This window comes from Streptomyces sp. NPDC002958 (assembly GCF_055563255.1).
In genome coordinates this window covers 1-22174 of record NZ_JBVHDS010000013.1, presented here as the reverse complement: position 1 = coordinate 22174, position 22174 = coordinate 1, and the positions used below count along the sequence as shown (strand labels likewise).

21 protein-coding genes and 2 pseudogenes are annotated in these 22174 nt (G+C 68.7%); 19 read left to right on the top strand and 4 right to left on the bottom strand.

What is annotated here, in order from left to right:
* The first annotated feature begins 39 nt into the window (after window positions 1–39).
* The 12 genes from ACZ3IC_RS22195 to ACZ3IC_RS22140 all read left to right on the top strand — a co-directional run bounded on the left by ACZ3IC_RS22195 (window position 40) and on the right by ACZ3IC_RS22140 (window position 12981).
* On the top strand, window positions 40–624 hold the full coding sequence (locus tag ACZ3IC_RS22195; RefSeq protein WP_467418415.1) for a PaaI family thioesterase: 585 nt from the start codon (window positions 40–42) through the stop codon (window positions 622–624).
* Window positions 624–1157, top strand: coding sequence for a dUTP diphosphatase (gene dut / locus ACZ3IC_RS22190; RefSeq protein WP_467418413.1), 534 nt, complete (start codon window positions 624–626; stop codon window positions 1155–1157). Before ACZ3IC_RS22195 ends, dut begins: the two co-directional genes overlap by 1 nt.
* A gap of 1 nt (window position 1158) precedes the next feature.
* Entirely contained in the window at window positions 1159–1932 is a 774-nt protein-coding gene (locus ACZ3IC_RS22185) for a DUF3710 domain-containing protein (RefSeq protein WP_467418411.1), read from the top strand.
* Window positions 1933–2339: 407 nt separating this feature from the next.
* Window positions 2340–2429 carry a K(+)-transporting ATPase subunit F gene (kdpF, locus tag ACZ3IC_RS22180; protein ID WP_467418409.1) on the top strand — a complete coding sequence of 30 codons (90 nt, stop codon included), beginning with the start codon at window positions 2340–2342 and terminating at the stop codon, window positions 2427–2429.
* A 7-nt stretch (window positions 2430–2436) separates the two neighbouring features.
* Window positions 2437–4101, top strand: coding sequence for a potassium-transporting ATPase subunit KdpA (kdpA, locus tag ACZ3IC_RS22175; RefSeq protein ID WP_467418408.1), 1665 nt, complete (start codon window positions 2437–2439; stop codon window positions 4099–4101).
* Complete coding sequence (gene kdpB / locus ACZ3IC_RS22170) at window positions 4098–6224, top strand: potassium-transporting ATPase subunit KdpB (protein WP_467418407.1); 2127 nt, start codon at window positions 4098–4100, stop codon at window positions 6222–6224. The genes kdpA and kdpB overlap by 4 nt, the downstream gene beginning before the upstream one ends.
* Window positions 6225–6230: 6 nt before the next feature.
* On the top strand, window positions 6231–6899 hold the full coding sequence (locus ACZ3IC_RS22165) for a potassium-transporting ATPase subunit C (protein WP_467418406.1): 669 nt from the start codon (window positions 6231–6233) through the stop codon (window positions 6897–6899).
* 476 nt (window positions 6900–7375) lie between these two features.
* Window positions 7376–8125 carry an ABC transporter ATP-binding protein gene (locus ACZ3IC_RS22160; protein WP_467418404.1) on the top strand — a complete coding sequence of 250 codons (750 nt, stop codon included), beginning with the start codon at window positions 7376–7378 and terminating at the stop codon, window positions 8123–8125.
* Between the two features lie 244 nt (window positions 8126–8369).
* Complete coding sequence (locus tag ACZ3IC_RS22155; RefSeq protein WP_467418403.1) at window positions 8370–10913, top strand: DUF4118 domain-containing protein; 2544 nt, start codon at window positions 8370–8372, stop codon at window positions 10911–10913.
* Window positions 10914–10984: 71 nt separating this feature from the next.
* Entirely contained in the window at window positions 10985–11677 is a 693-nt protein-coding gene (locus ACZ3IC_RS22150; RefSeq protein WP_467418565.1) for a response regulator, read from the top strand.
* 119 nt (window positions 11678–11796) lie between these two features.
* A complete protein-coding gene (locus tag ACZ3IC_RS22145; RefSeq protein WP_467418402.1) occupies window positions 11797–12213 on the top strand; it encodes an OB-fold nucleic acid binding domain-containing protein in 417 nt (138 codons plus the stop codon).
* Window positions 12214–12216: 3 nt separating this feature from the next.
* On the top strand, window positions 12217–12981 hold the full coding sequence (locus tag ACZ3IC_RS22140) for a DUF3159 domain-containing protein (protein ID WP_467418400.1): 765 nt from the start codon (window positions 12217–12219) through the stop codon (window positions 12979–12981).
* Window positions 12982–13119: 138 nt separating this feature from the next.
* On the opposite strand, the gene ACZ3IC_RS22135 is transcribed toward ACZ3IC_RS22140, so the two are convergent.
* Together ACZ3IC_RS22135 and ACZ3IC_RS22130 are read right to left on the bottom strand one after the other, a co-directional pair.
* The gene (locus tag ACZ3IC_RS22135) at window positions 13120–13797 is read right to left on the bottom strand and encodes a potassium channel family protein (RefSeq protein ID WP_467418398.1); all 678 of its coding nucleotides are present in this window, start codon (window positions 13795–13797) and stop codon (window positions 13120–13122) included.
* Window positions 13797–14465 carry a potassium channel family protein gene (locus tag ACZ3IC_RS22130; protein ID WP_026242838.1) on the bottom strand — a complete coding sequence of 223 codons (669 nt, stop codon included), beginning with the start codon at window positions 14463–14465 and terminating at the stop codon, window positions 13797–13799. The genes ACZ3IC_RS22135 and ACZ3IC_RS22130 overlap by 1 nt, the downstream gene beginning before the upstream one ends.
* A 252-nt stretch (window positions 14466–14717) precedes the next feature.
* On the opposite strand from ACZ3IC_RS22130, the gene ACZ3IC_RS22125 reads away from it, so the two are divergent.
* The 6 genes and pseudogenes from ACZ3IC_RS22125 to ACZ3IC_RS22100 all read left to right on the top strand — a co-directional run.
* Complete coding sequence (locus ACZ3IC_RS22125) at window positions 14718–15692, top strand: 1-aminocyclopropane-1-carboxylate deaminase (protein WP_467418396.1); 975 nt, start codon at window positions 14718–14720, stop codon at window positions 15690–15692.
* 113 nt (window positions 15693–15805) lie between these two features.
* Window positions 15806–17854 carry an APC family permease gene (locus ACZ3IC_RS22120; RefSeq protein ID WP_467418394.1) on the top strand — a complete coding sequence of 683 codons (2049 nt, stop codon included), beginning with the start codon at window positions 15806–15808 and terminating at the stop codon, window positions 17852–17854.
* Window positions 17855–17954: 100 nt separating this feature from the next.
* Window positions 17955–19283: a class I SAM-dependent RNA methyltransferase gene (locus ACZ3IC_RS22115; RefSeq protein WP_467418393.1), complete on the top strand. Its 1329-nt coding sequence runs from the start codon at window positions 17955–17957 to the stop codon at window positions 19281–19283.
* A 237-nt stretch (window positions 19284–19520) separates the two neighbouring features.
* Window positions 19521–19901, top strand: a complete 381-nt coding sequence (locus ACZ3IC_RS22110; RefSeq protein ID WP_467418391.1) for a hypothetical protein — start codon at window positions 19521–19523, stop codon at window positions 19899–19901.
* Entirely contained in the window at window positions 19898–20047 is a 150-nt protein-coding gene (locus ACZ3IC_RS22105) for a hypothetical protein (RefSeq protein ID WP_467418389.1), read from the top strand. Before ACZ3IC_RS22110 ends, ACZ3IC_RS22105 begins: the two co-directional genes overlap by 4 nt.
* A gap of 366 nt (window positions 20048–20413) precedes the next feature.
* Window positions 20414–20560, top strand: a pseudogene (locus ACZ3IC_RS22100) (hypothetical protein); the annotation flags it as partial.
* Here the strand turns inward: ACZ3IC_RS22100 and ACZ3IC_RS22095 are convergent.
* Together ACZ3IC_RS22095 and ACZ3IC_RS22090 are read right to left on the bottom strand one after the other, a co-directional pair.
* The gene (locus tag ACZ3IC_RS22095; protein ID WP_467418563.1) at window positions 20490–21161 is read right to left on the bottom strand and encodes a DUF5753 domain-containing protein; all 672 of its coding nucleotides are present in this window, start codon (window positions 21159–21161) and stop codon (window positions 20490–20492) included. The pseudogene ACZ3IC_RS22100 and the gene ACZ3IC_RS22095 overlap by 71 nt on opposite strands.
* Window positions 21162–21188: 27 nt before the next feature.
* Window positions 21189–21719, bottom strand: a pseudogene (locus ACZ3IC_RS22090) (IS5 family transposase); the annotation flags it as partial.
* 285 nt (window positions 21720–22004) lie between these two features.
* Between ACZ3IC_RS22090 and ACZ3IC_RS22085 the strand changes: the two are divergent.
* Window positions 22005–22174 (top strand): LacI family DNA-binding transcriptional regulator (locus ACZ3IC_RS22085; protein ID WP_467418562.1); only part of this gene is annotated, 170 nt, incomplete at its 3' end.

Here is a 22174-nt window from a genome sequence, read left to right as displayed (position 1 = left end):
CGCGACCTGCGGATGGCTGCGCGGGTAAGGTCTGCGCCTGTGAGTGGAACATCTGCGGCTCTGAAGCCCCCAGCCGACGCGGTGAAACCGGTCCGGCACCCCGAAGCCCCGCCCCCCGGCGAACTTCTTGGCGCGCACTACGAACACTGTTTCGGCTGCGGCGAAGGACAGCCGCACGGGCTGCACCTCCAGGCGCGGGCCGGTGAGGGGCTCAGCGTCACCGCCGAGTTCACCGTGAAGGCCGCCCACCAGGGCGCCCCGGGCCTGGCGCACGGCGGCCTTCTGACCACCGCGCTCGACGAGACGCTCGGCTCGCTGAACTGGCTGCTGCGGGTGATCGCGGTGACTGGGCGGCTGGAGGCCGACTTCGTGCGTCCGGTGCCGGTGGACACCGTGCTGCACCTCGACGCCGAGATCACCGCGGTGCACGGCCGGAAGATCTACTCCCGGGCGACAGGCCGGATCGGCGGCCCGGACGGACCCGTGGCGGTCCGCGCCGAGGCTCTCTTCATCGAGGTCAAGGTCGACCACTTCATCGAGAACGGCCGCCCGGCCGAGATCCAGGCCGCGATGGCCGACCCGGACCAGGTCAAGCGCGCTCGTGCGTTCGAGGTGAACCCCTGATGCGTCACCCCGTGGACGTACTGATCCGCCGAGTCGATCCGGACGTGCCGATTCCGGCCTATGGGCACCCGGGCGACGCCGGGGTCGATCTGGTGACCACCGAGGCTGCCGAACTTGCCCCGGGCGAGCGGGCGGTGCTGCCCACCGGGGTGTCGATCGCGCTGCCCCACGGATACGCCGCGTTCGTGCACCCGCGGTCCGGCCTTGCCGCACGCTGCGGAGTCGCTCTCGTGAATGCGCCGGGGACGGTTGATGCCGGGTACCGTGGAGAGATCAAGGTAATCGTCATCAATCTCGACCCGCGCGAGCCCGTGCGGTTCGAGCGGTTCGACCGGATTGCCCAACTGGTCGTACAGCAGGTCGAGAAGGTGCGCTTCCACGAAGTGGCGGAGCTTCCCGGCTCGGCCCGCGGCGAGGGAGGCTTCGGATCGACCGGAGGTCATGCTTCCGGTGATGTTGATGGCGTCAGGGGCGGGATTACCCAGGGCGGGAACAGCTACGCTTCGGTCGTACCCGACCGGGAAGGACAGTGACGTGTTCGGACGTCGCAAGAAGAGTGGTTCCGCCGAGGACGTGGCGGACGAAGCGCGCGAGGCCGAGCAGGTCGCCGACGAGCTCGATGACGCCGATGGAGCCGACAGCGGCTCGCGTCGGGTGAATCTCCCGCCGGCGCCACGGCCGGACGGACCGTGGGACATCACCGAGGCCTCCAAGCCCGGCGAGGGCCGGGTCGACCTGGGCGGCATCTTCGTGCCCGGCGTCGAAGGGATGGAGCTGCGCGTCGAGGTGGCCGGTGACGCGATCGTCGCCGCGACCGTGGTGCTGCGCGACAGTGCCATCCAGTTGCAGGCCTTCGCCGCCCCCAAGAAGGAGGGCATCTGGGGCGAGGTCCGCGAGGAGATCGCCTCCGGCATCACCCAGCAGGGCGGGATCATCGACGAGGTCGAGGGTCCGCTGGGCTGGGAGCTGCGTGCCCAGGTCCCCGTACAGCTCCCGGACGGGACGAACGGTGTGCAGCTGGTGCGCTTCGTCGGCGTCGACGGGCCGCGCTGGTTCCTGCGCGGAGTGATCTCCGGCCAGGGTGCCGTGCAGCCGGAGGCCGCGGGTCTGCTGGAGACGATCTTCCGAGACACCGTGGTCGTCCGTGGCGAGGGCCCGATGGCGCCGCGCGACCCGATCGTCCTCAAGCTCCCCAACGACGCCCAGATGGTGCCCGAGGGCGTCCAGCAGGAGAGCCAGGAGGGCTCGAGGTTCTCCGGCGGCATGGGCCAGCTCCAGCGCGGACCCGAGATCACCGAGGTGCGCTGAGCGGATACGGGCAGCCGCCCGGCACAGCTGAAGGCCGGTGGGCCGTACCCCTTCCCAGGGGGTGCGGCCCACCGGCCCTTCTGCGTCCCGGCCCTTCTGCGTCCCGGCCCTTCTGCGTCCCGGCCCTTCTGCGTCCCGGCCCTTCTGTACGGGGCCCTGCGTCCGGGCGCAGGAAAGGAGCGCGTATGGGGCGCGTATGGGGCACGTATGTGCGCCGTCAAGGGCCCGACCTTCCCCGTAAGGAAGCCATCAACGCAGGCCAGGACGGCTGTGACGCGAGGTTTGCTCATGAGGTCCAAGAATCCGTACCTCATCTAGGAGCACACGATGGCCGATGTGGCCTTCGTCGTCACCACGATCGCGGTGTTCGCGCTGGTGGCTCTCATTGCCAAGGGGGTGGCGAAGCTGTGACTGCCGAGAGCGTTGTCGGTCTGGTCGTGGCCGTTGCCCTGTTGGGCTATCTCGTCCTCGCCCTTCTGTATCCGGAGAGGTTCTGAGCCCGATATGAGCCCCGTCCTCGCTGGTGTGCTCCAGGTCCTCGCGCTCGTTGCGGCGCTGGGGCTGGCGTACCGTCCGCTCGGTGACTACATGGCCGGTGTCTACTCCTCGAAGAAGCACCTTCGTGTCGAGAAGTGGATTTACAAGGCCATCGGTGCCAATCCGAACACGGAGATGCGCTGGCCCGCGTATCTGCGTGGTGTGCTCGCCTTTTCCGCGGTGAGTGTTCTCTTCCTCTATCTGCTGCAGCGGCTCCAGGGCATTCTGCCCGGCTCGCTCGGCTTCGCCTCGATCGACCCGGACCAGGCGTTCAACACGGCGGCGTCGTTCGTCGCGAACACCAACTGGCAGTCGTACTACGGCGAGCAGGCCATGGGCCACGTCGTGCAGACCGGTGGCCTGGCGGTGCAGAATTTCGTGTCGGCCGCCGTCGGTATCGCCGTCGCGATGACGCTGGTACGGGGCTTCGCCCGCTCCCGTACGGGTGAGCTGGGCAACTTCTGGTCCGACCTGGTGCGCGGCACCGTGCGGATCCTGCTGCCGATCTCCGTGGTCGGCGCGCTGGTGCTGGTCGCGTGCGGTGTCATCCAGAACTTCTCCGGCATCCATGAGGTCGGGCAGTTCATGGGCGGTTCGCAGGAGTGGAACGGTGGCGCGGTGGCCTCGCAGGAGGTCATCAAGGAGCTGGGCACGAACGGCGGCGGATATTTCAACGCCAACTCGTCTCACCCGTTCGAGAACCCCAACGGGCTGTCGAACCTGTTCGAGATCTTCCTGATCCTGGTCATTCCGTTCGCGCTGACCCGCACGTTCGGCCGGATGGTCGGCTCGCTGAAGCAGGGTTACGCGATCCTGGCGACGATGGGTGTCATCTGGCTGGGCTTCACCACGCTGATGATGTGGACCGAGTTCGCCCACCACGGGCCCGCGTTCGACATCGCGGGCGGGGCGATGGAGGGCAAGGAGACCCGGTTCGGGATCGCCGGCTCGTCGATGTTCGCCGTGGCCACCACGCTCACCTCCACGGGTGCGGTGAACTCCTTCCACTCCTCGTACACGGGCTTCGGCGGCGGGCTCACGATGCTGGGCATGCAGCTCGGCGAGATCGCGCCCGGTGGTGTCGGGTCGGGCCTGTACGGCATGCTGATCATGGCGGTCATCGCGGTGTTCATCGCGGGCCTGATGGTCGGCCGTACGCCCGAGTACCTCGGTAAGAAGATCGGCACCCGTGAGATCAAGTTCGCGGCCTGCTACATCCTGATCACCCCGACGCTGGTGCTGTGCTTCACCGCGGCGGCGATGGCGCTGCCCACGCCGCCGAACTCCATGACCAACAGCGGTGCGCACGGATTCTCCGAGGTGCTGTACGCCTACACCTCGGGTGCGAACAACAACGGCTCCGCGTTCGCCGGGCTGAACGCGGACACGCAGTGGTTCAACACGACGATCGGGCTGGCGATGCTGCTGGGCCGGTTCCTGCCGATGGTGTTCGTCCTCGCGCTGGCCGGCTCGCTCGCCGAGCAGAAGCCCGTACCGGCGACCGTGGGAACCCTGGGCACGCACAAACCGCTCTTCAGCGGGCTGCTGGTCGGCACCATCCTGATCATCACCGGGCTGACCTACTTCCCGGCCCTGGCGCTGGGGCCGCTGGCCGAGGGGCTGGCGTCATGACCACTCGTCTGAAGCAAGAGGACTCGATGTCCACTGTCACTCCCACCCGGGCACCGCAACAGGACGCGCCCACCGATCACCAGAGCGAAGGACGCGTCGGCGGGGGCCTGTTCGACCCCAAGCAGCTCCTCAAGTCCTTCCCCGAGGCGGTCCGCAAGCTCGATCCCCGGGTGATGGTCAAGTCCCCGGTGATGTTCGTGGTGCTGATCGGCTCGGTGCTCACCACCGTGCTCGCGGTACTGGATCCGACCGACTGGTTCGGCTGGGCGATCGCCGTCTGGCTGTGGCTGACCACGATCTTCGCGAACCTGGCGGAGGCGGTCGCCGAGGGGCGCGGCAAGGCACAGGCCGACACCCTGCGCAAGGCCAAGACGGACACCGTCGCCCGGCGGCTGATCGGCAGGAACGAGGAGCGGGTGCCGGGCACCGAGCTGTGCGTCGGGGATCTGGTGATGTGCGAGGCCGGCGACATCATCCCCGGTGACGGGGACGTCGTCGAGGGCGTCGCATCGGTGGACGAGTCCGCGATCACGGGCGAGTCCGCGCCGGTGATCCGGGAGTCCGGCGGCGACCGCAGCGCGGTGACCGGGGGCACGAAGGTGCTCTCGGACCGGATCGTCGTGAAGATCACGACGAAGCCCGGAGAGACGTTCATCGACCGGATGATCGCCCTGGTCGAGGGCGCGGCGCGGCAGAAGACGCCCAACGAGATCGCGCTGAACATCCTCCTGGCGTCCCTCACCATCGTCTTCCTCCTCGCCGTCGTCACCCTGCAGCCGTTCGCGATCTACGCGGGCGAGAAGCAGTCGATGATCGTGCTGACCGCCCTGCTGGTCTGCCTCATCCCGACGACGATCGGCGCGCTGCTCTCCGCTATCGGTATCGCGGGTATGGACCGCCTGGTCCAGCGCAATGTTCTCGCGATGTCGGGGCGTGCGGTCGAGGCCGCCGGTGACGTCTCGACGCTGCTGCTCGACAAGACCGGCACGATCACGCTCGGCAACCGGCAGGCCGCCGAGGTTCTCCCGGTCAAGGGCACGACCGAGGCCGAGCTGGCGGACGCCGCCCAGCTGTCCTCGCTGGCAGACGAGACACCCGAGGGCCGCTCCATCGTCGTCCTCGCCAAGGAGAAGTACGGGCTGCGCGAGCGGCACCAGGGCGAACTGTCCGGTGCCGAGTGGGTCGCCTTCACCGCCCAGACCCGCATGTCGGGCGTGGACGTCGACGGACGCAAGGTCCGCAAGGGCGCGACCGGTTCCGTCGTCGCCTGGGTCACCGAGCGCGGCGGCAGCGTCTCGCCGGACGCGCAGGCACTCACCGACAGGATCTCCCAGGCCGGCGGCACACCGCTCCTGGTAGCCGTCCACGATGACCGGGGCGCCCGGGTCCTGGGCGTCATCCACCTCAAGGACGTAGTCAAGGAGGGCATGCGGGAGCGGTTCGACGAACTGCGCCGGATGGGCATCAAGACGGTCATGATCACGGGTGACAATCCGTTGACCGCGAAGGCCATCGCCCAGGAGGCAGGGGTCGACGACTTCCTCGCCGAGGCCACGCCCGAGGACAAGATGGCCCTCATCAAGCGGGAACAGGCCGGTGGAAGACTCGTCGCGATGACCGGCGACGGCACCAACGACGCCCCGGCCCTGGCCCAGGCGGATGTCGGTGTGGCGATGAACACCGGCACCTCGGCCGCGAAGGAGGCCGGGAACATGGTGGACCTGGACTCCAACCCCACCAAACTCATCGAGATCGTCGAGATCGGCAAGCAACTCCTCATCACCCGGGGCGCGCTCACGACGTTCTCGATCGCCAACGACGTCGCGAAGTACTTCGCGATCATCCCCGCGATGTTCGCGGTCGCCTACCCGGGCCTGGACAAGCTCAACATCATGCAGCTGTCCTCGCCCCAGTCCGCGATCCTGTCCGCGGTCGTCTTCAACGCGCTGATCATCATCGCGCTGGTCCCGCTCGCCCTGAAGGGCGTGCGCTACCGGCCCAGCAGCGCCGACTCGATGCTCCGGCGCAACCTCGGGATCTACGGACTCGGCGGCCTGGTCGCCCCGTTCATCGGCATCAAGATCATCGACCTGATCATCTCCCTCATCCCCGGAATCGGCTGACCTGCCATGAACAACTCCGTAGGAAACACCGCCCGGCTGCTCTGGGCCGGGCTGCGCGCCCTGCTCGTCCTCACCGTCGTCTGCGGCGTCATCTACCCGCTCGCCGTCACCGCTGTCGCCCAGGGCATCTTCCCCGACAAGGCCAACGGCTCCGAGATCACCGCGAACGGCGAGGTCGTCGGCTCCGAACTCATCGGCCAGCGCTACGACCTGCCACTGAAGAAGGGACAGGAAACCCCGGCCCCGGACCTCAAGTGGTTTCAGCCGCGCCCCTCCAACGGTCTGGGCACCAACAGCGTCAACCCCCAGTACGAACTGATCCTCTCCGGCGCGACCAACCGCTCCGGCGACAACGAGGAACTCATCGACTGGGTCACCGCCGCCAAGGCCGCCGTCATCAAGGACAACTCCGTCCCCGGCCACCCCATCAGCCCCGCCGACGTGCCCGCCGACGCCGTCACCTCCTCCGCCTCCGGCCTCGACCCCGCCATCTCCCCCGCCTACGCACAACTCCAGATACGCCGCGTGGCCGAACGCAACGACCTCGACGTCAGCCAGGTCCAGAAACTCGTCGACCAGCACACCGAAGGCCGGATCCTCGGCTTCATCGGAGAACCCACGGTCAACGTCCTCCAACTCAACATCGCCCTCAAGGAACTGGTGAACGAAGCCTGAGAGCCCGAGGACTTGCGGATTCGAGAGCTTGAGAGCGTGAAAGCACTGAGGCCGGCCGTTACGGCCGGCCTCAGGCCGTTGACGGACGGGGGAGGGCCCTGTGGCACGCCGGTCCAGCCGGCCCAAGTGCCCACCATTCCCAGGATTCCCGAACAGAGGTACTTCTCCGGCGGGATGACCGTTTCGCCGGCCCACGCCCCGAAGACCCCGGACCGGCCGGGGGCTCCGCGATCTGGCTGAGCGTCAAATCGGGTACGGGTCAAGGAGTTCGGCGGACTCAACTGCCTGGGGCGGCTCCAGCCGCCCGATGACTGCCTGCGACGGTATGGGATCCCCATCGGGTGCGGCTCACCACGAGGGCGACCAAATCGGCGTCAGGCCGGATGCCTCGCCATTGGCCTCCGGCCATTGCCCAGCCCCGTGCGCCATGCACATACTGGCGGCCGACGGAGACCGAGCACGCACGGGGGAGAGACATGACCGACAACACCGGCCGGACGAGCACCGGCGGGCAGAGCGGCGCTGCGGTCGCCGAGGACCCGGCCCGCGAGCCCATGGTCCGGGTGGAGGACCTGCGCCGCGCGTACGGCACCGGCGCCGGAGCCGTGCACGCGCTGCGCGGAGTTTCCTTCGAAGTGCCGCGCGGCGAACTCGTCGCGCTCAAGGGACGCTCAGGTTCCGGCAAGACGACACTCCTCAACCTGGTCGGCGGCCTCGACAACCCCGACGGCGGCCGGATCACCGTCGACGGCACGGACCTCGCCGAACTCGGCGAGAACGGGCTCCTGGAGCTGCGCCGGGACCGGATCGGCTTCATCTTCCAGTCGTTCGGCCTGATCCCGATCCTGACCGCCGCGGAGAACGTCGGCGTACCCATGCGGCTGCGCAAGGCGGACCCGCGCGAGCGCGAGGACCGGGTAGCTCTGCTGCTCTCCATGGTCGGCCTCGCCGACCATGCCGCTCAGCGCCCCGGCGAACTCTCCGGCGGCCAGCAGCAGCGCGTCGCGATCGCCCGCGCACTCGCCAACCGGCCCGCGCTGCTGATCGCGGACGAGCCGACCGGGCAGCTCGACGCGGAGACCGGGCTCGCGGTGATGGAGCTGCTGCGGGCGGTCGTACGGAGCGAGGGGGTCACCGCGCTGGTGGCGACGCATGATGCACAGCTGCTGGGGCTGGCGGACCGGGTGCTGGAGCTGAGCGACGGGCACATCGTCGAGCACGAGTAGGGAGGACCGGGCGGGGGAGGGCCGAGGCTCGCCCGGCTGACCGTTCTGTCGTCCATTCCGTCCTCACATCCCCGGACGGCTCGATCTGCCGGCTCGGCCTGCCCGCCCGCCTTGATTCCGGCGTCAGAATCCTGTCAATTCGGCCCCCCGCCCCACCCCCCGTCCCATTTGTCGAGAATCCTCGGGGTAGCTTCGAACCGGCTGCCGCATCGGCCGCAGCCGGTTTCTGAAAGACAATGGGGCCATGGCACGCGGCAAGCTACGGATCTACCTGGGTGCGGCGCCCGGCGTCGGAAAGACGTACGCGATGCTCTCCGAGGCCCATCGCCGTGTGGAGCGGGGCACCGACTGCGTCGTCGCCTTCGTGGAACACCACGACCGGCCGCGCACCGAGGTCATGCTGCACGGCCTGGAACAGATCCGGCGCCGTGAGATCGAGTACCGCTCCGCCGTCTTCACCGAGATGGACGTCGACGCGGTCCTGGAATGCGCCCCGGCCGTCGCCCTGGTGGACGAACTGGCACACACCAATGTGCCGGGCTCCCGCAACGCCAAGCGATGGCAGGACGTCGAAGAGCTCCTCCAGGCCGGCATTGACGTGATCTCCACCGTCAACATCCAGCACCTGGAATCGCTCGGTGACGTCGTCGAGGCCATAACGGGCGTGCGGCAGCGTGAGACCGTCCCCGACGAGGTGGTCCGCAGGGCCGACCAGCTCGAACTCGTCGACATGTCGCCCCAGGCGCTGCGCCGCCGGATGGCCCACGGCAACATCTACAAGCCGGACCGGATCGACGCGTCCCTGTCCAACTACTTCCGCCCGGGCAACCTGACCGCCCTGCGCGAGCTGGCCCTCCTCTGGGTCGCCGACCGGGTCGACGAATACCTTCAGCAGTACCGCGGCGAGCACAACATCCGCACCACCTGGCAGGCCCGCGAACGCATCGTCGTCGGACTCACCGGCGGACCCGAGGGCCGTACGCTCATCCGCCGTGCGTCCCGGATGGCGGCCAAGGGCTCCGGCAGCGAGATCCTCGCCGTCTACATCGCCCGCAGTGACGGACTGACCTCCGCCTCGCCCAAGGAACTCGCTGTCCAGCGCACTCTCGTGGAGGACCTCGGCGGCACGTTCCACCATGTCATCGGCGACGACATACCGTCGGCCCTCCTCGAATTCGCCCGTGGGGTGAACGCCACGCAGATCGTCCTCGGCTCAAGCCGCCGCAAGGCCTGGCAGTACATCTACGGACCGGGCGTGGGCGCCACCGTGGCCCGCGAGTCCGGACCCGACCTCGACGTCCACATCGTCACCCACGAAGAGGTCGCCAAGGGCCGCGGTCTGCCCATCGCCCGCGGCGCCCGGCTGGGCCGGGGCCGGATCATCTGGGGCTGGCTGGTCGGGGTGGGCGGCCCGGCCCTCCTCACGCTGCTCCTGACCAGCCTGGACAGCGGCCCCGGCCTCGCCAACGACGTCCTGCTCTTCCTCTTCCTGACCGTCACCGCGGCCCTGGTCGGCGGGCTGCTGCCCGCCCTCGCATCGGCCGCCGCCGGATCGCTGCTGCTGAACTACTGGTTCACCCCGCCCACCCACACCCTGACCGTGCAGGACCCGGAGAACTTCGTCGCCATCGTGATCTTCTTCGCGGTGGCGGTCTCGGTCGCCTCGGTCGTCGATCTGGCGGCCCGCCGCACCCATCAGGCGGCCCGGCTGCGCGCCGAGTCGGAGGTCCTCTCCTTCCTGGCCGGCAGTGTGCTGCGCGGCGAGACGACGCTGGACGCACTCCTGGAACGGGTCCGCGAGACCTTCGCCATGGAGTCCGTCGCCCTGCTGGAGCGACGGAGCGACGTCGATCCGTGGACCTGTGCCGGGAGCGTCGGACCGAGCCCGGTGACCCGCCCGGAGGACGCCGATGTGGACATGCCCGTCGGCGACCACATGGCGCTGGCGCTCTCCGGCCGGGTGCTGCCCGCCGAGGACCGCCGGGTGCTCGGCGCGTTCGCCGCCCAGGCCGCCGTCGTACTGGACCGGCAGCGCCTGGTGGACGAGGCGGAGGAGGCCCGGCGGCTCGCCGAGGGCAACCGGATCAGGACGGCGCTGCTCGCTGCCGTCAGCCACGATCTGCGCACCCCGCTCGCCGCCATCAAGGCCGCCGTCAGCTCCCTGCGCTCCGACGACGTCGCCTGGTCCGACGAGGACCAGGCCGAGCTCCTGGAGGGCATCGAGAACGGTGCCGACCGCCTCGACCACCTCGTGGGCAACCTCCTCGACATGTCCAGGCTGCAGACCGGCACCGTCACCCCGTTGATCCGCGAGATCGACCTCGACGAGGTGGTCCCGATGGCGCTCGGAGGCGTCCCCGAGGGCAGCGTGGACCTGGACATCCCCGAGACCCTGCCGATGGTCGACGTGGACCCCGGGCTGCTGGAGAGGGCTGTCGCCAACATCGTCGAGAACGCCGTCAAGTACAGCCCCTTCGGAGAACGCGTCAACGTGGCGGCCAGCGTGCTCGGCGCGCGGGTCGAGCTACGGGTGGCCGACCGCGGCCCCGGCGTCCCCGACGACGCCAAGGAGCGCATCTTCGAGCCCTTCCAGCGCTACGGTGACGCCCCGCGCGGCGCGGGTGTCGGACTGGGCCTCGCCGTCGCCCGCGGCTTCGTGGAGTCCATGGGCGGCACGCTGGACGCCGAGGACACCCCCGGCGGCGGCCTCACCATGGTGCTGACGCTCAAGGCGGCATCGGAATACGTTCCCGTCAGCCCCGACCTGCCCGCGCGGGTCACCTCATGACCCTCGCAGGTCACCTCATGATCTCCGCAATGTCCCAGGAGATAGCCGTACAGCAGAAAGGCAGGGCCCCCATGACCCGGGTGCTTGTGGTCGACGACGAGCCGCAGATCGTACGCGCCCTCGTGATCAACCTGAAGGCGCGCAAGTACGAGGTGGACGCCGCGCCCGACGGCACGACCGCCCTCCAGCTCGCCGCCGCCCGACACCCCGATGTCGTCGTCCTCGACCTCGGACTGCCCGACATGGACGGCGTCGAGGTGATCAAGGGGCTGCGCGGCTGGACCAGGGTGCCGATCCTGGTGCTCTCCGCCCGTCACACCTCCGACGAGAAGGTCGAGGCCCTGGACGCCGGCGCCGACGACTATGTCACCAAGCCCTTCGGCATGGACGAGCTGCTGGCCCGGCTGCGCGCCTCCGTCCGCCGCGCCGAACCCGTCGGCCAGCACGGCTCCGACGACGTCGTGATCGTCGAGACCGAGGGGTTCACGGTCGACCTGGCGGCGAAGAAGGTGCACCGCGAGGGACGCGACGTACGCCTCACCCCCACCGAGTGGCATCTGCTGGAGGTCCTGGTCCGCAACAGCGGCCGGCTGGTCAGCCAGAAGCAGCTGCTCCAGGAGGTCTGGGGACCCTCGTACGGCACCGAGACCAACTATCTGCGGGTGTACATGGCGCAGCTGAGGCGCAAACTGGAGGCCGACCCTTCGCACCCCCGGCACTTCGTCACCGAGCCGGGGATGGGCTACCGCTTCGAGCGACACTGAACGAAACGCCAGGTCCTGTCCCGTAACCCTGGCTCCTGTCCCGTAACCCTGGTGAGTGACCCGTTCGAGTGAGACCCGGGACAGCCGCTCGGAGCACAGGAGACCGGTACGCTTCGGATATGAGTGCTGTTCCTCGATTCGAGAAGCCCGGCAAGGCGGAGAAACCGTCCAGCCGCTTCCGGCGGATGCTCGACCGGCTGTCCAGTTCCCAGGAGGACCTGGAGTCCGAGGAGCTGCAGGAGGACTCGCAGGCTTCGGGGTGCACGCGGATCTCCGAATGCACCGACCGCCAGATCGTGAAGGTGACTGGTACCTTGCGGACCGTCACCCTGCGGCCGCGCGCCGGAGTCCCCGCCCTGGAGGCGGAGCTCTTCGACGGCACCGCGCCGCTGGACGTGGTCTGGCTGGGCAGGCGCTCCATAGCGGGCATAGAGCCGGGCCGCAAGCTCATCGCCTCGGGCAGGATCGCGATGAGCCACGGGCGCCGGGTGCTGTTCAACCCCAAATACGAACTCCGACCGCTCGGCAAGGAGTAGCCGGTGACGTCTCTCGACAAGCCGACGTCCGACAAGGACCGCACCACCCCCACCGACCAGCAGGAGGCCGACACGAAGGCGGTCACCGAGGCAGCGCTCTTCGAGGCGTTCGGCGGTGCCCGGGGCATGGTGGAGACAGTCCTTCCCGGGCTGCTCTTCGTTACGATCTTCACGGTCAAAAAGGATCTGCACAGCTCGGCCATCGCGGCCCTGGCGGTGTCCCTGGTCCTCGTCGCCGTACGGCTGCTCCGCAGGGACACCGTCAAGCACGCCTTCAGCGGTGTCTTCGGCGTGGCCTTCGGTGTGGTCTTCGCGATGATGACCGGCAATGCCAAGGACTTCTACCTGCCGGGCATGCTCTACACGCTCGGCCTGGCATTCGCCTACCTGATCACCACCCTTGCCGGGGTGCCGCTGATCGGCCTGATGCTGGGCCCGGTGTTCAAGGAGAACCTCTCCTGGCGCACCAGGAACCCCGGCCGCAAGAAGGCGTACGCCAGGGCCAGCTACGCCTGGGGACTGATCCTGCTCGCCAAGTGCGCGATCCTCTTCCCGCTGTACTGGTGGGCCGACACCACCGAGTTGGGCTGGGTCCTGGTCGCTCTGAAGATTCCCCCGTTCCTGCTCGCTGTCTATCTGACCTGGGTTTTCCTCGCCAAGGCGCCGCCGCCCATCGATGTCTTCGCCGAGATGGAGGCGCAGGAGCAGGCCGAGAAGGCCCGCAAGGCGGAAGCGGCTGCCGCCGCGAACCGCCACCAGGAGTTCTGAACCGGCCACGACGAACGAAGCAGTGCGTCGGACGGAACAGTGCGTCCGACGGAGATGGAAGGAACGGAACAGGAACGGAACAGACGGAGGGGCCCGGGGCCGTGTGAAACGGCTCCGGGCCCCTCCGTCTGTCGTGTGTCAGTCGTCCGAGCCGCCCCGGCGCACCGACAGCAGGTCCTCCAGCTGCTCCTCGCGCGCCTGCGCAGCCACGAACAGCAGCTCGTCACCGGCCTCCAGCGTCTCGTCGGTGCCCGGCGTCAGAACGCGCTGCCCGCGGATGATGGTGACCAGCGAGGTGTCCTCGGGCCAGGCCACGTCGCCGACCTGGATACCGGCCAGTGCCGATTCCGGGGGCAACGTCAGCTCGACCAGGTTGGCGTCGCCGTGACTGAAGCGCAGCAGCCGGACCAGATCGCCGACGCTCACCGCCTCCTCGACCAGGGCCGACATCAGACGCGGCGTGGAGACCGCCACATCGACGCCCCAGGCCTCGTTGAACAGCCACTCGTTCTTCGGGTTGTTGACCCGGGCGACGACCCTCGGCACGCCGTACTCGGTCTTGGCGAGCAGCGAGACGACCAGATTCACCTTGTCGTCGCCGGTCGCGGCGATTACGACACTGCAGCGTTGAAGTGCCGCCTCGTCGAGCGAGGTGATCTCGCAGGCGTCCGCCAGCAGCCACTCGGCCATCGGCACCCGCTCCACCGAAATGGCCGTCGGGGCCTTGTCGACGAGCAGCACTTCGTGCCCGTTCTCCAGCAGTTCGCCCGCGATGGAACGGCCCACCGCGCCGGCCCCGGCAATCGCGACACGCATCAGTGACCGCCCTCCTCAGGACCCTCGGCGAAGGCCGCCTCGACCTTCGCGATCTCGTCCGTACGCATCATCACGTGGACCAGGTCGCCCTCCTGCAGCACCGTCTGCGAGCTGGGCAGTATGGCTTCACCCAGCCGGGTGAGGAACGCCACGCGGACGCCCGTCTCCTCCTGCAGCGTGCTGATCTTGTGGCCGATCCAGGACGGTGTGGTGTGCACCTCCGCGAGCTGCACACCGCCGCTCGGATCCCGCCACAGCGGCTCGGCGCCCGAGGGCAGCAGCCGCCGCAGCATCTGGTCCGCCGTCCAGCGCACAGTCGCGACCGTGGGGATACCGAGACGCTGATAGACCTCGGCGCGCCGGGGGTCGTAGATCCGCGCCGCGACATTCTCGATGCCGAACATCTCGCGGGCCACCCGGGCGGCGATGATGTTCGAGTTGTCGCCGCTGCTCACCGCGGCGAACGCACCGGCCTCCTCGATCCCAGCCTCACGGAGGGTGTCCTGGTCGAAACCGACACCGGTGACGCGCCGCCCACCGAACCCGGACCCGAGGCGCCGGAACGCCGTGGGGTCCTGATCGATGACGGCGACCGTGTGCCCCTGCTGCTCCAGGGTCTGCGCGAGAGCGGCTCCTACTCGCCCGCAGCCCATGATGACGATGTGCACCTTGCGCCTACCTCGCAGTCCTGGTCGTCCGGCTGACCTGCGAAAACACCCTGCTCACACTTCTTTCTCGGCTTGCCGGGCAAACAACGGGGCAACGGTTCGTCCCGTTGCCCAGGATGAGCTTATGCGGCCGGGAGTGCGAAGCCTCATCCGAGTGCGCTTTCGCCGCGCCCCGGGACGAGGACGGGGAGGGCAGCCGACCGCAGCTGCTGCGGTACGGACCCTTGAGCGCGATAAGCACAGACATCTCCCGTGCACCGCCTGGACCGGCTCACCGACCACCTCGGCGGCGCCGCCGTCTGGGCCAAGCGGGAGGACTGCAACTCCGGCATCGCCTACGGCGGCAACAAGACCCGCAAGCTCGAATACCTCGTCGCCGACGCCCTGGCGACAGGCTGCGACACCCTCGTCTCCATCGGCGGCATCCAGTCCAACCACACCCGCCAGGTCGCGGCGGTCGCCGCCCGCGCCGGCCTCAAGTGCGTGCTCATCCAGGAGAGCTGGGTCGAGTGGCCCGACGCGGTCTACGACAAGGTCGGCAACATCCTGATCAGCCGCCTGGCCGGCGCCGATGTCCGCCTGGTACGCGCCGGGTTCGGCATCGGTGTCAAGGAGAGCTGGGAGCAGACGCTGCGCGAGGTCGAGGAGGGCGGCGGCAGGCCGTACGCCATCCCCGCCGGCGCGTCCGACCATCCTCTCGACGGGCCCGGTTTCGCCAACTGGGCGTACGAGGTCGCCGAGCAGGAACGTTCACTCGGCGTGTTCTTCGACACCGTGGTCGTCTGCTCGGTGACCGGGTCCACCCAGGCCGGCATGGTCGCCGGCTTCGCCGCGCTCGAAGAGGCGGGCGGACGTCCGCGACGCGTGCTGGGCATCGACGCCTCCGCCGAACCCGCTCGTACCCGTGAGCAGATCGCCAGGATCGCCGCCGGCACCGCACGGCTCATCGGGGTGCGCCGCGAACTCACTGTGGACGACATCGAGCTGGACGAGCGTTACCACGCGGGCACGTACGGCATCCCCGACGACACCACCCTTGACGCGATGCGGCTCGCCGCCCGTACCGAAGGCATGATCACCGACCCCGTGTACGAGGGGAAGTCGATGGCCGGGACGGTCGACCTCGTCTCGCGCGGCGAGATCGACCGCGATTCCACCGTCCTGTACGCCCATCTCGGCGGCCAGCCCGCGCTCAACGGCTACAGCGCCCTGTTCGCGGACGCCTGAGTGCAAGGATTTCGTTAAGGATTTTGTGCCTTTTTCGGCCGAGCGCAGGAGATTGCAGGGCCACGGGGGTGGTGGGTCTGCGGCTTCCATGCGAAACGCTTACGATCCTCTGCGTGTCCAAACTGACCGACCTGCCCAAACGGATTCTGATCGGACGGGCGCTGCGCAGCGACAAGCTGGGAGAGACGCTCCTCCCCAAGCGCATCGCACTTCCCGTCTTCGCATCCGACCCGCTGTCCTCGGTGGCGTACGCACCCGGAGAAGTTCTCCTGGTGCTCTCCGTCGCGGGCGTGTCGGCCTACAGCTTCAGCCCCTGGATCGCGCTCGCCGTCGTGGTCCTGATGTTCACGGTCGTCGCCTCGTACCGGCAGAACGTGCATGCCTACCCGAGCGGTGGTGGTGACTACGAGGTCGCCACCACCAACCTCGGGCCCAAGGCCGGGCTCACCGTGGCCAGCGCGCTGCTGGTCGACTACGTGCTCACGGTCGCCGTGTCGATCTCCTCCGGGGTGGAGAACCTCGGGTCCGCGATCCCGTTCGTCGTCGAGCACAAGACGGCGTGCGCCATCGTGGCCATCATCCTGCTGACGCTGATGAATCTGCGCGGCGTCAAGGAGTCCGGCAAGCTCTTCGCCATCCCCACGTACCTCTTCGTGGCCGGCGTCTTCATAATGATCATCTGGGGAGCGTTCCGGGGGCTGGTCCTCGGCGACACCATGCACGCCCCGACCTCGGGCTACGAGATCAAGGCCGAGGAAGAAGGTCTGGGCGGCTTCGCGCTGGTCTTCCTGCTGCTGCGGGCGTTCTCCTCCGGCTGTGCCGCCCTCACCGGCGTCGAGGCGATCAGCAACGGTGTGCCCGCCTTCCGCAAGCCGAAGAGCAAGAACGCCGCGACCACGCTCGCGATGATGGGCCTGCTGGCCGTCACCATGTTCTGCGGCATCATCGGCCTGGCCATGGCCACCGGTGTGAAGATGGCGGAGAACCCGGCCGAGGACCTGCTCAACAATGGTGTCCCGGTCGGCCCCGACTACGTCCAGGACCCGGTGATCTCGCAGGTCGCGGCCGCCGTTTTCGGCGAGGATTCGTTCTTCTTCATCGTCCTCGCGGCGGCCACCGCACTCGTTCTCTTCCTGGCCGCCAACACCGCGTACAACGGCTTCCCGCTGCTCGGCTCGATCCTCGCCCAGGACCGCTACCTGCCGCGCCAGCTCCACACCCGCGGTGACCGGCTCGCCTTCTCCAACGGCATCGTGCTGCTGGCGGGCGCGGCGATCCTGCTGACCTGGGTCTACGGAGCGGACTCGACCCGGCTCATCCAGCTCTACATCGTCGGCGTCTTCGTCTCCTTCACCCTCAGCCAGACCGGCATGGTCAGGCACTGGAACCGCCACCTGGCGACGGAGAAGGACCCCGCCAAGCGCCGTCGCATGATCCGCTCCCGCGCGATCAACACCTTCGGCGCCTTCTTCACCGGCCTGGTGCTCGTCGTGGTGCTCGCCACCAAGTTCACCCACGGCGCCTGGGTCGCGCTGCTCGGCATGGTGATCTTCTACGGGACGATGACCGCGATCCGCAGGCACTACGACCGGGTCGCCGAGGAGATCGCCGCGGAGGAGACCCCGGTCGACGAGACGATGCGGCCCTCCAGGGTCCATTCGATCGTCCTGGTCTCCAAGCTCCACCGGCCCACGCTGCGCGCCCTCGCCTACGCCAAGCTGATCCGCTCCGACCGCCTGGAGGCGCTCTCCATCAGCGTCGACCCGGTCGAGACCAAGACGCTCAGGGAGGACTGGGAGCGGCGCGGCATCGACATCCCGCTGAAGATCCTCGACTCCCCGTACCGCGAGGTGACCCGCCCGGTCATCGACTACGTGAAGAACCTGCGCCGGGAGAGCCCGCGTGATGTGGTGAGCGTGTACATCCCGGAGTACGTGGTCGGCCACTGGTACGAGCATCTCCTCCACAACCAGAGCGCCCTGCGCCTCAAGGGCCGACTGCTGTTCACCCCGGGTGTGATGGTGACCTCCGTGCCGTACCAGCTGGAGTCCTCCGAGGTGGCGAAGCAGCGCGCCAGGAAGCGCGCCGAGTGGAACGCGCCGGGCTCGGTGCGCCGCGGAATCGTGGATCGCAGGCCCAAGGAACCCGCCAACAAGGGCTGACCGCGCCCGCCCGCTCGTGGTAAACGGCCGGACGACACCCACGTAGACTCGTGGGTTGTTGTCCGGCCGTTTTTCCCTTGATCTCTGGAGCCACCCCCTCATGCAGAACGAACCCACGTCGTCGCTGGTCGGGGAGGAGTACGAGGTCGAGGTCGGGCCCGTCGCACACGGCGGCCACTGCATCGCCCGCACCTCGGAGGGCCAGGTCCTCTTCGTACGGCACACGCTTCCCGGCGAGAAGGTCATCGCCAAGGTCACCGAGGGCGAGAGCGACTCCCGCTTCCTGCGCGCCGACGCGGTACGGATCATCGAGGCGTCCAAGGACCGCGTCGAGGCGCCCTGCCCGTACGCGGGTCCCGGCAAGTGCGGCGGCTGCGACTGGCAGCACGCAAAGCCCGGCGCCCAGCGCAGGCTCAAGGGCGAAGTGATCGCCGAACAGCTCCAGCGCCTCGCGGGCCTCACTCCCGAGGAGGCAGGCTGGGACGGCACCGTCATGCCGGCCGAGGGTGACAAGCTTCCGGCGGGCGAGGTGCCGGCCTGGCGCACCCGGGTTCAGTACGCGATCGACGAGGACGGCCGTGTCGGCCTGCGCAAGCACCGCTCGCACGACGTGGAGCCCATCGAACGCTGCCTGATCGCGGCCCCCGGTGTCACCGAGCTCGGCATCGAGAAGCGGCAATGGCCCGGCATGGCCTCGGTGGAGGCCATCGCCGCCACCGGCTCACACGACCGCCAGGTCATCCTCACCCCGAGGCCCGGCGGCCGGCTGCCCCTCGTCGAGCTCGACAAGCCCGTCTCGGTGATGCGCGTCGACGAGCGCGACGGCGGCGTCCACCGCGTGCACGGCCGGGCCTTCGTCCGCGAGCGCGCCGACGACCGCACCTACCGGGTCGGCTCGGGCGGCTTCTGGCAGGTCCACCCGCAAGCCGCCAACACCCTCGTCCGCGCCGTCATGCAGGGCCTGCTGCCCCGCAAGGGCGACACCGCCCTCGACCTCTACTGCGGTGTCGGCCTGTTCGCGGGCGCCATCGGCCAGCGCATCGGCGAGAAGGGCGCGGTCCTCGGCATCGAGTCCGGCAAGCGCGCCGTCGAGGACGCCCGGCACAACCTGAAGGACCTGGAGCGGGTCCGCATCGAGCACGGCAAGGTCGACCAGGTCCTGCCGCGCACCGGCATCACCGAGACCGACCTGATCGTCCTCGACCCCCCGCGCGCAGGCGCCGGCAAGCAGACGGTCAAGCACCTGACCGGCCTCGGCGCCCGCCGCATCGCCTACGTCGCCTGCGACCCGGCGGCCCTCGCCCGCGACCTGGCGTACTTCCGCGACGGCGGCTACCGGGTGCGGACGCTGCGCGCGTTCGATCTGTTTCCGATGACGCATCATGTGGAGTGCGTCGCGATTCTGGAGCCGGTGAAGAAGGACGACTGACCTGCGGGTTTATGACTGGTTCAGTGCGCTCGACCTGTTTCCCTTCGTGTAACGGGTCGAGCGGGCAAACCGACCGCCGCAGCTGGCTCGACCTGCGGTTTCATGGCTGATGTGCCGTAGCGGCGACGATGGTCGAGGCCTGGTTCGAAGAATCTTGACGCCCGGATGACGCTCGCTTCTGGACTCTGTCCCGGGCGCATGGCTCAGGTCCCTCGGGAGGTTATGGGGCGGCTCGGAATGACGATCTACCAGGAAACTCAGCGGTTCGACCTCGGGATGCTTGCGTCTCGCAACCGGCGGGGACGTCGCAGAGTCGCCTCGATCACCGACTGGCAGACGGCGGCCCGCGACTTCGACAGCAGCGCCACGTTCTTCCGGTCGATCGGCGCTTCGTCCCTGGACACGGCCCTGATCGAGGACGCGGCCCACGACTATCCGGCCCCCGAGACCGACCAGCCCTTCCCCGACCCCGGGGACCTGGACATCTTCGGCCTCGGCGCTGTCGCCTACCTGATCCTTACCGGCAAGCGCCCGGCCCCCAGCGCAGTGTCCTCAAGGAGCGCCGCCGCCGCAACCAGTGGGCGGCCGCCCTACGAGGCAGCGTCACCGCAGCCGTGACACCTGGAGTCAACGCCGCTTCCACGGTCACGGCCGACGGCCCGAAGGCCGGTCTCACCGGCATCCTGTCGATCGATGACATGGCGGCCCTGCTCACCCCGTCCCCGGCCGAAAGGGCTCACACCGCGCCGACGTCGTACGACTGACGCTCGGCCTGCCACCGGAGGACGGCGGGCTCTCTCCCTTGGGTCAGTGGCCAGTCCAGGCCCGGATCTCGGAGCACCTCAAGATCAAGCAGCCGCCCGTCTCGCGCCACCATCGCGCCGAGATCAAACGCTGGGCCGAGGCCGACTGGCTCCAGCGAAGCCGCCTCTTTCCGCATCGAGCTTCTTGTACTGCACGAGTACAAGACTGTGACGCGAGACGTTGTAGAAAATGATGTCGCACCCGAGGAGGCTCTCCGCCGCAGTGCGGTTGGCGTTGGCCACCAGCAAGGTGCGGCCGTGCTCACGGAATTCACCTGCCGAGGCGGGTGATCTCGAGGCGCCCGTCAGGCACCGGCGCTCTTCGAGTTGCTGGCGGCCCGCACAACCCGCGACGGTTGGAGCTCCGAGCGGATCGTTCCGTTGCTCGCCGGCCTGCATGAGGTCAAGCAGTGGCACGGCGAGTACGACGATGAGTGGGGCGATGTCCCGGCCGATGAGCTGGAGGCGGAGTACGAGAACCAGCTCCGCAAACACCAGGTCGGTGTGGACGAGCTGAAGGCCTGGTCGGGTGTTTCGGCGAGGTACATGTGCCCGTCGCCGCCGCAGTGATCTTCCTGCCGAGAGGCATGATCTGGATCTCGACGTTGCGCAGCCTGCCAACGGACAACAGGTGATCGATGATGGCCCGTGTGACTTCGTCGCCGCCCAAGCTCCTTTCCAGGACAGCCGGTTCGATGACGAAGCTGAACGCCGTGTGGGGCTTCTGCTGGATGATCTGCTGCCGGTCGAGTCGGGCGGTGACCTCCCGCTCCAACTGCTCCTCCGTGACCGGCGGCAGCCTGCGCTCGAAGATCGCCCTGATGTACGCCTCCGGCTGCAGCAGCCCTGGAATCGCCCGGCGCTCATACGCGCACAGCGTGATCGCTTCCTCCTCGATCCCCGCCCACTGCCGGAACCACGACGCCAGCCCCACCTTCCGCGTAAGACTCCTCGCCGCCACCAGCACTCGTGCCGCTGTCGCCCCCAGTACCTCCTCCGAGCGGTCCAGCAAGTCCCTCCGCGGGAACCGCTTTCCCTGTTCGATCTTGGCGATGTACGCCGCCGAGTACTGCACCAGCGGCGCGAACTGCTCCTGAGTGAGCCGGGGGCGTCCCGGCAGACCCCGGATCGGCGGGACCGTGTCCAGCAGTGGCAGGAGCTGGGTGACATCGGTGCCGGTTGCCGCCGGTGAGCGTGACGGCGAGCGGGGTCCCGTGCCGGTCGACGATCAGATGATGCTTGGAGCCGGGGCGGGCCCGGTCGACGGGCGAGGGACCGACGTGATCCCCCCTTTGAGGGCCCGGACGTGCGATCCGTCAACGGCGCAGTCGTCCGGGTCCAGCAGACCGGCGCGGCGCAACTCGCTGAGCAGGACGGCGTGCAGGCGTGGCCATACACCGGCCTCGGTCCAGTCCCGCAGCCGGCGCCAGGCCGTCACCCCGGAGCAGCCCACGGTCTCCGCGGGAACGTCCCGCCAGGCGACACCGGTCCGCAGCACATACATGACACCGGCGAGTGCCGTCCGGTCGGGAACACGCAACCGCCCCGGATGCCGGTGGCGCCGCTCGGGAGCGCGCGGCAAGAGCGGAGCCACCCGCTCCCACAGGTCTTCAGGAACAAGATCAGAACGCACCCCGGACAGCCTGCCGACCAAGATCAGCAAGCACAAGACCCGCAGCCAACTCGTTCTGAGACGATCAGTAAGAGGTCGCGCGCACAGGTGGGGTGGCGTCGCGTGCCGATGGGCGGCGCCTGGCGGCGTCGTCGGTCGACGACTCCCCCATAGCCCTGAAGGCATGGGGGGGGACCCCCTTCGCGTCGCCTCCCTCCTCCGCCTTGCCAGGCCTGCCCCTCGCCCCGCTCCCTCCTCCACCCCACCTATGTGCGCGACCTCTAGAGTGATCGCCAGTCGCAGGGGATGAGGGGGGCTGTAGACATGACACGGGCATCCGGCGCTGGGCAGCCGACGATTGTGTCGATCGCGAAGCGTGCTGGGGTTTCCATTGCGTCGGTGTCGCGGGTTCTCAATGGTCTGGGTGCGCGTCGGGAGACGGTCGAGCGGGTGGAGCGGGCTGCGTCGGAGTTGGG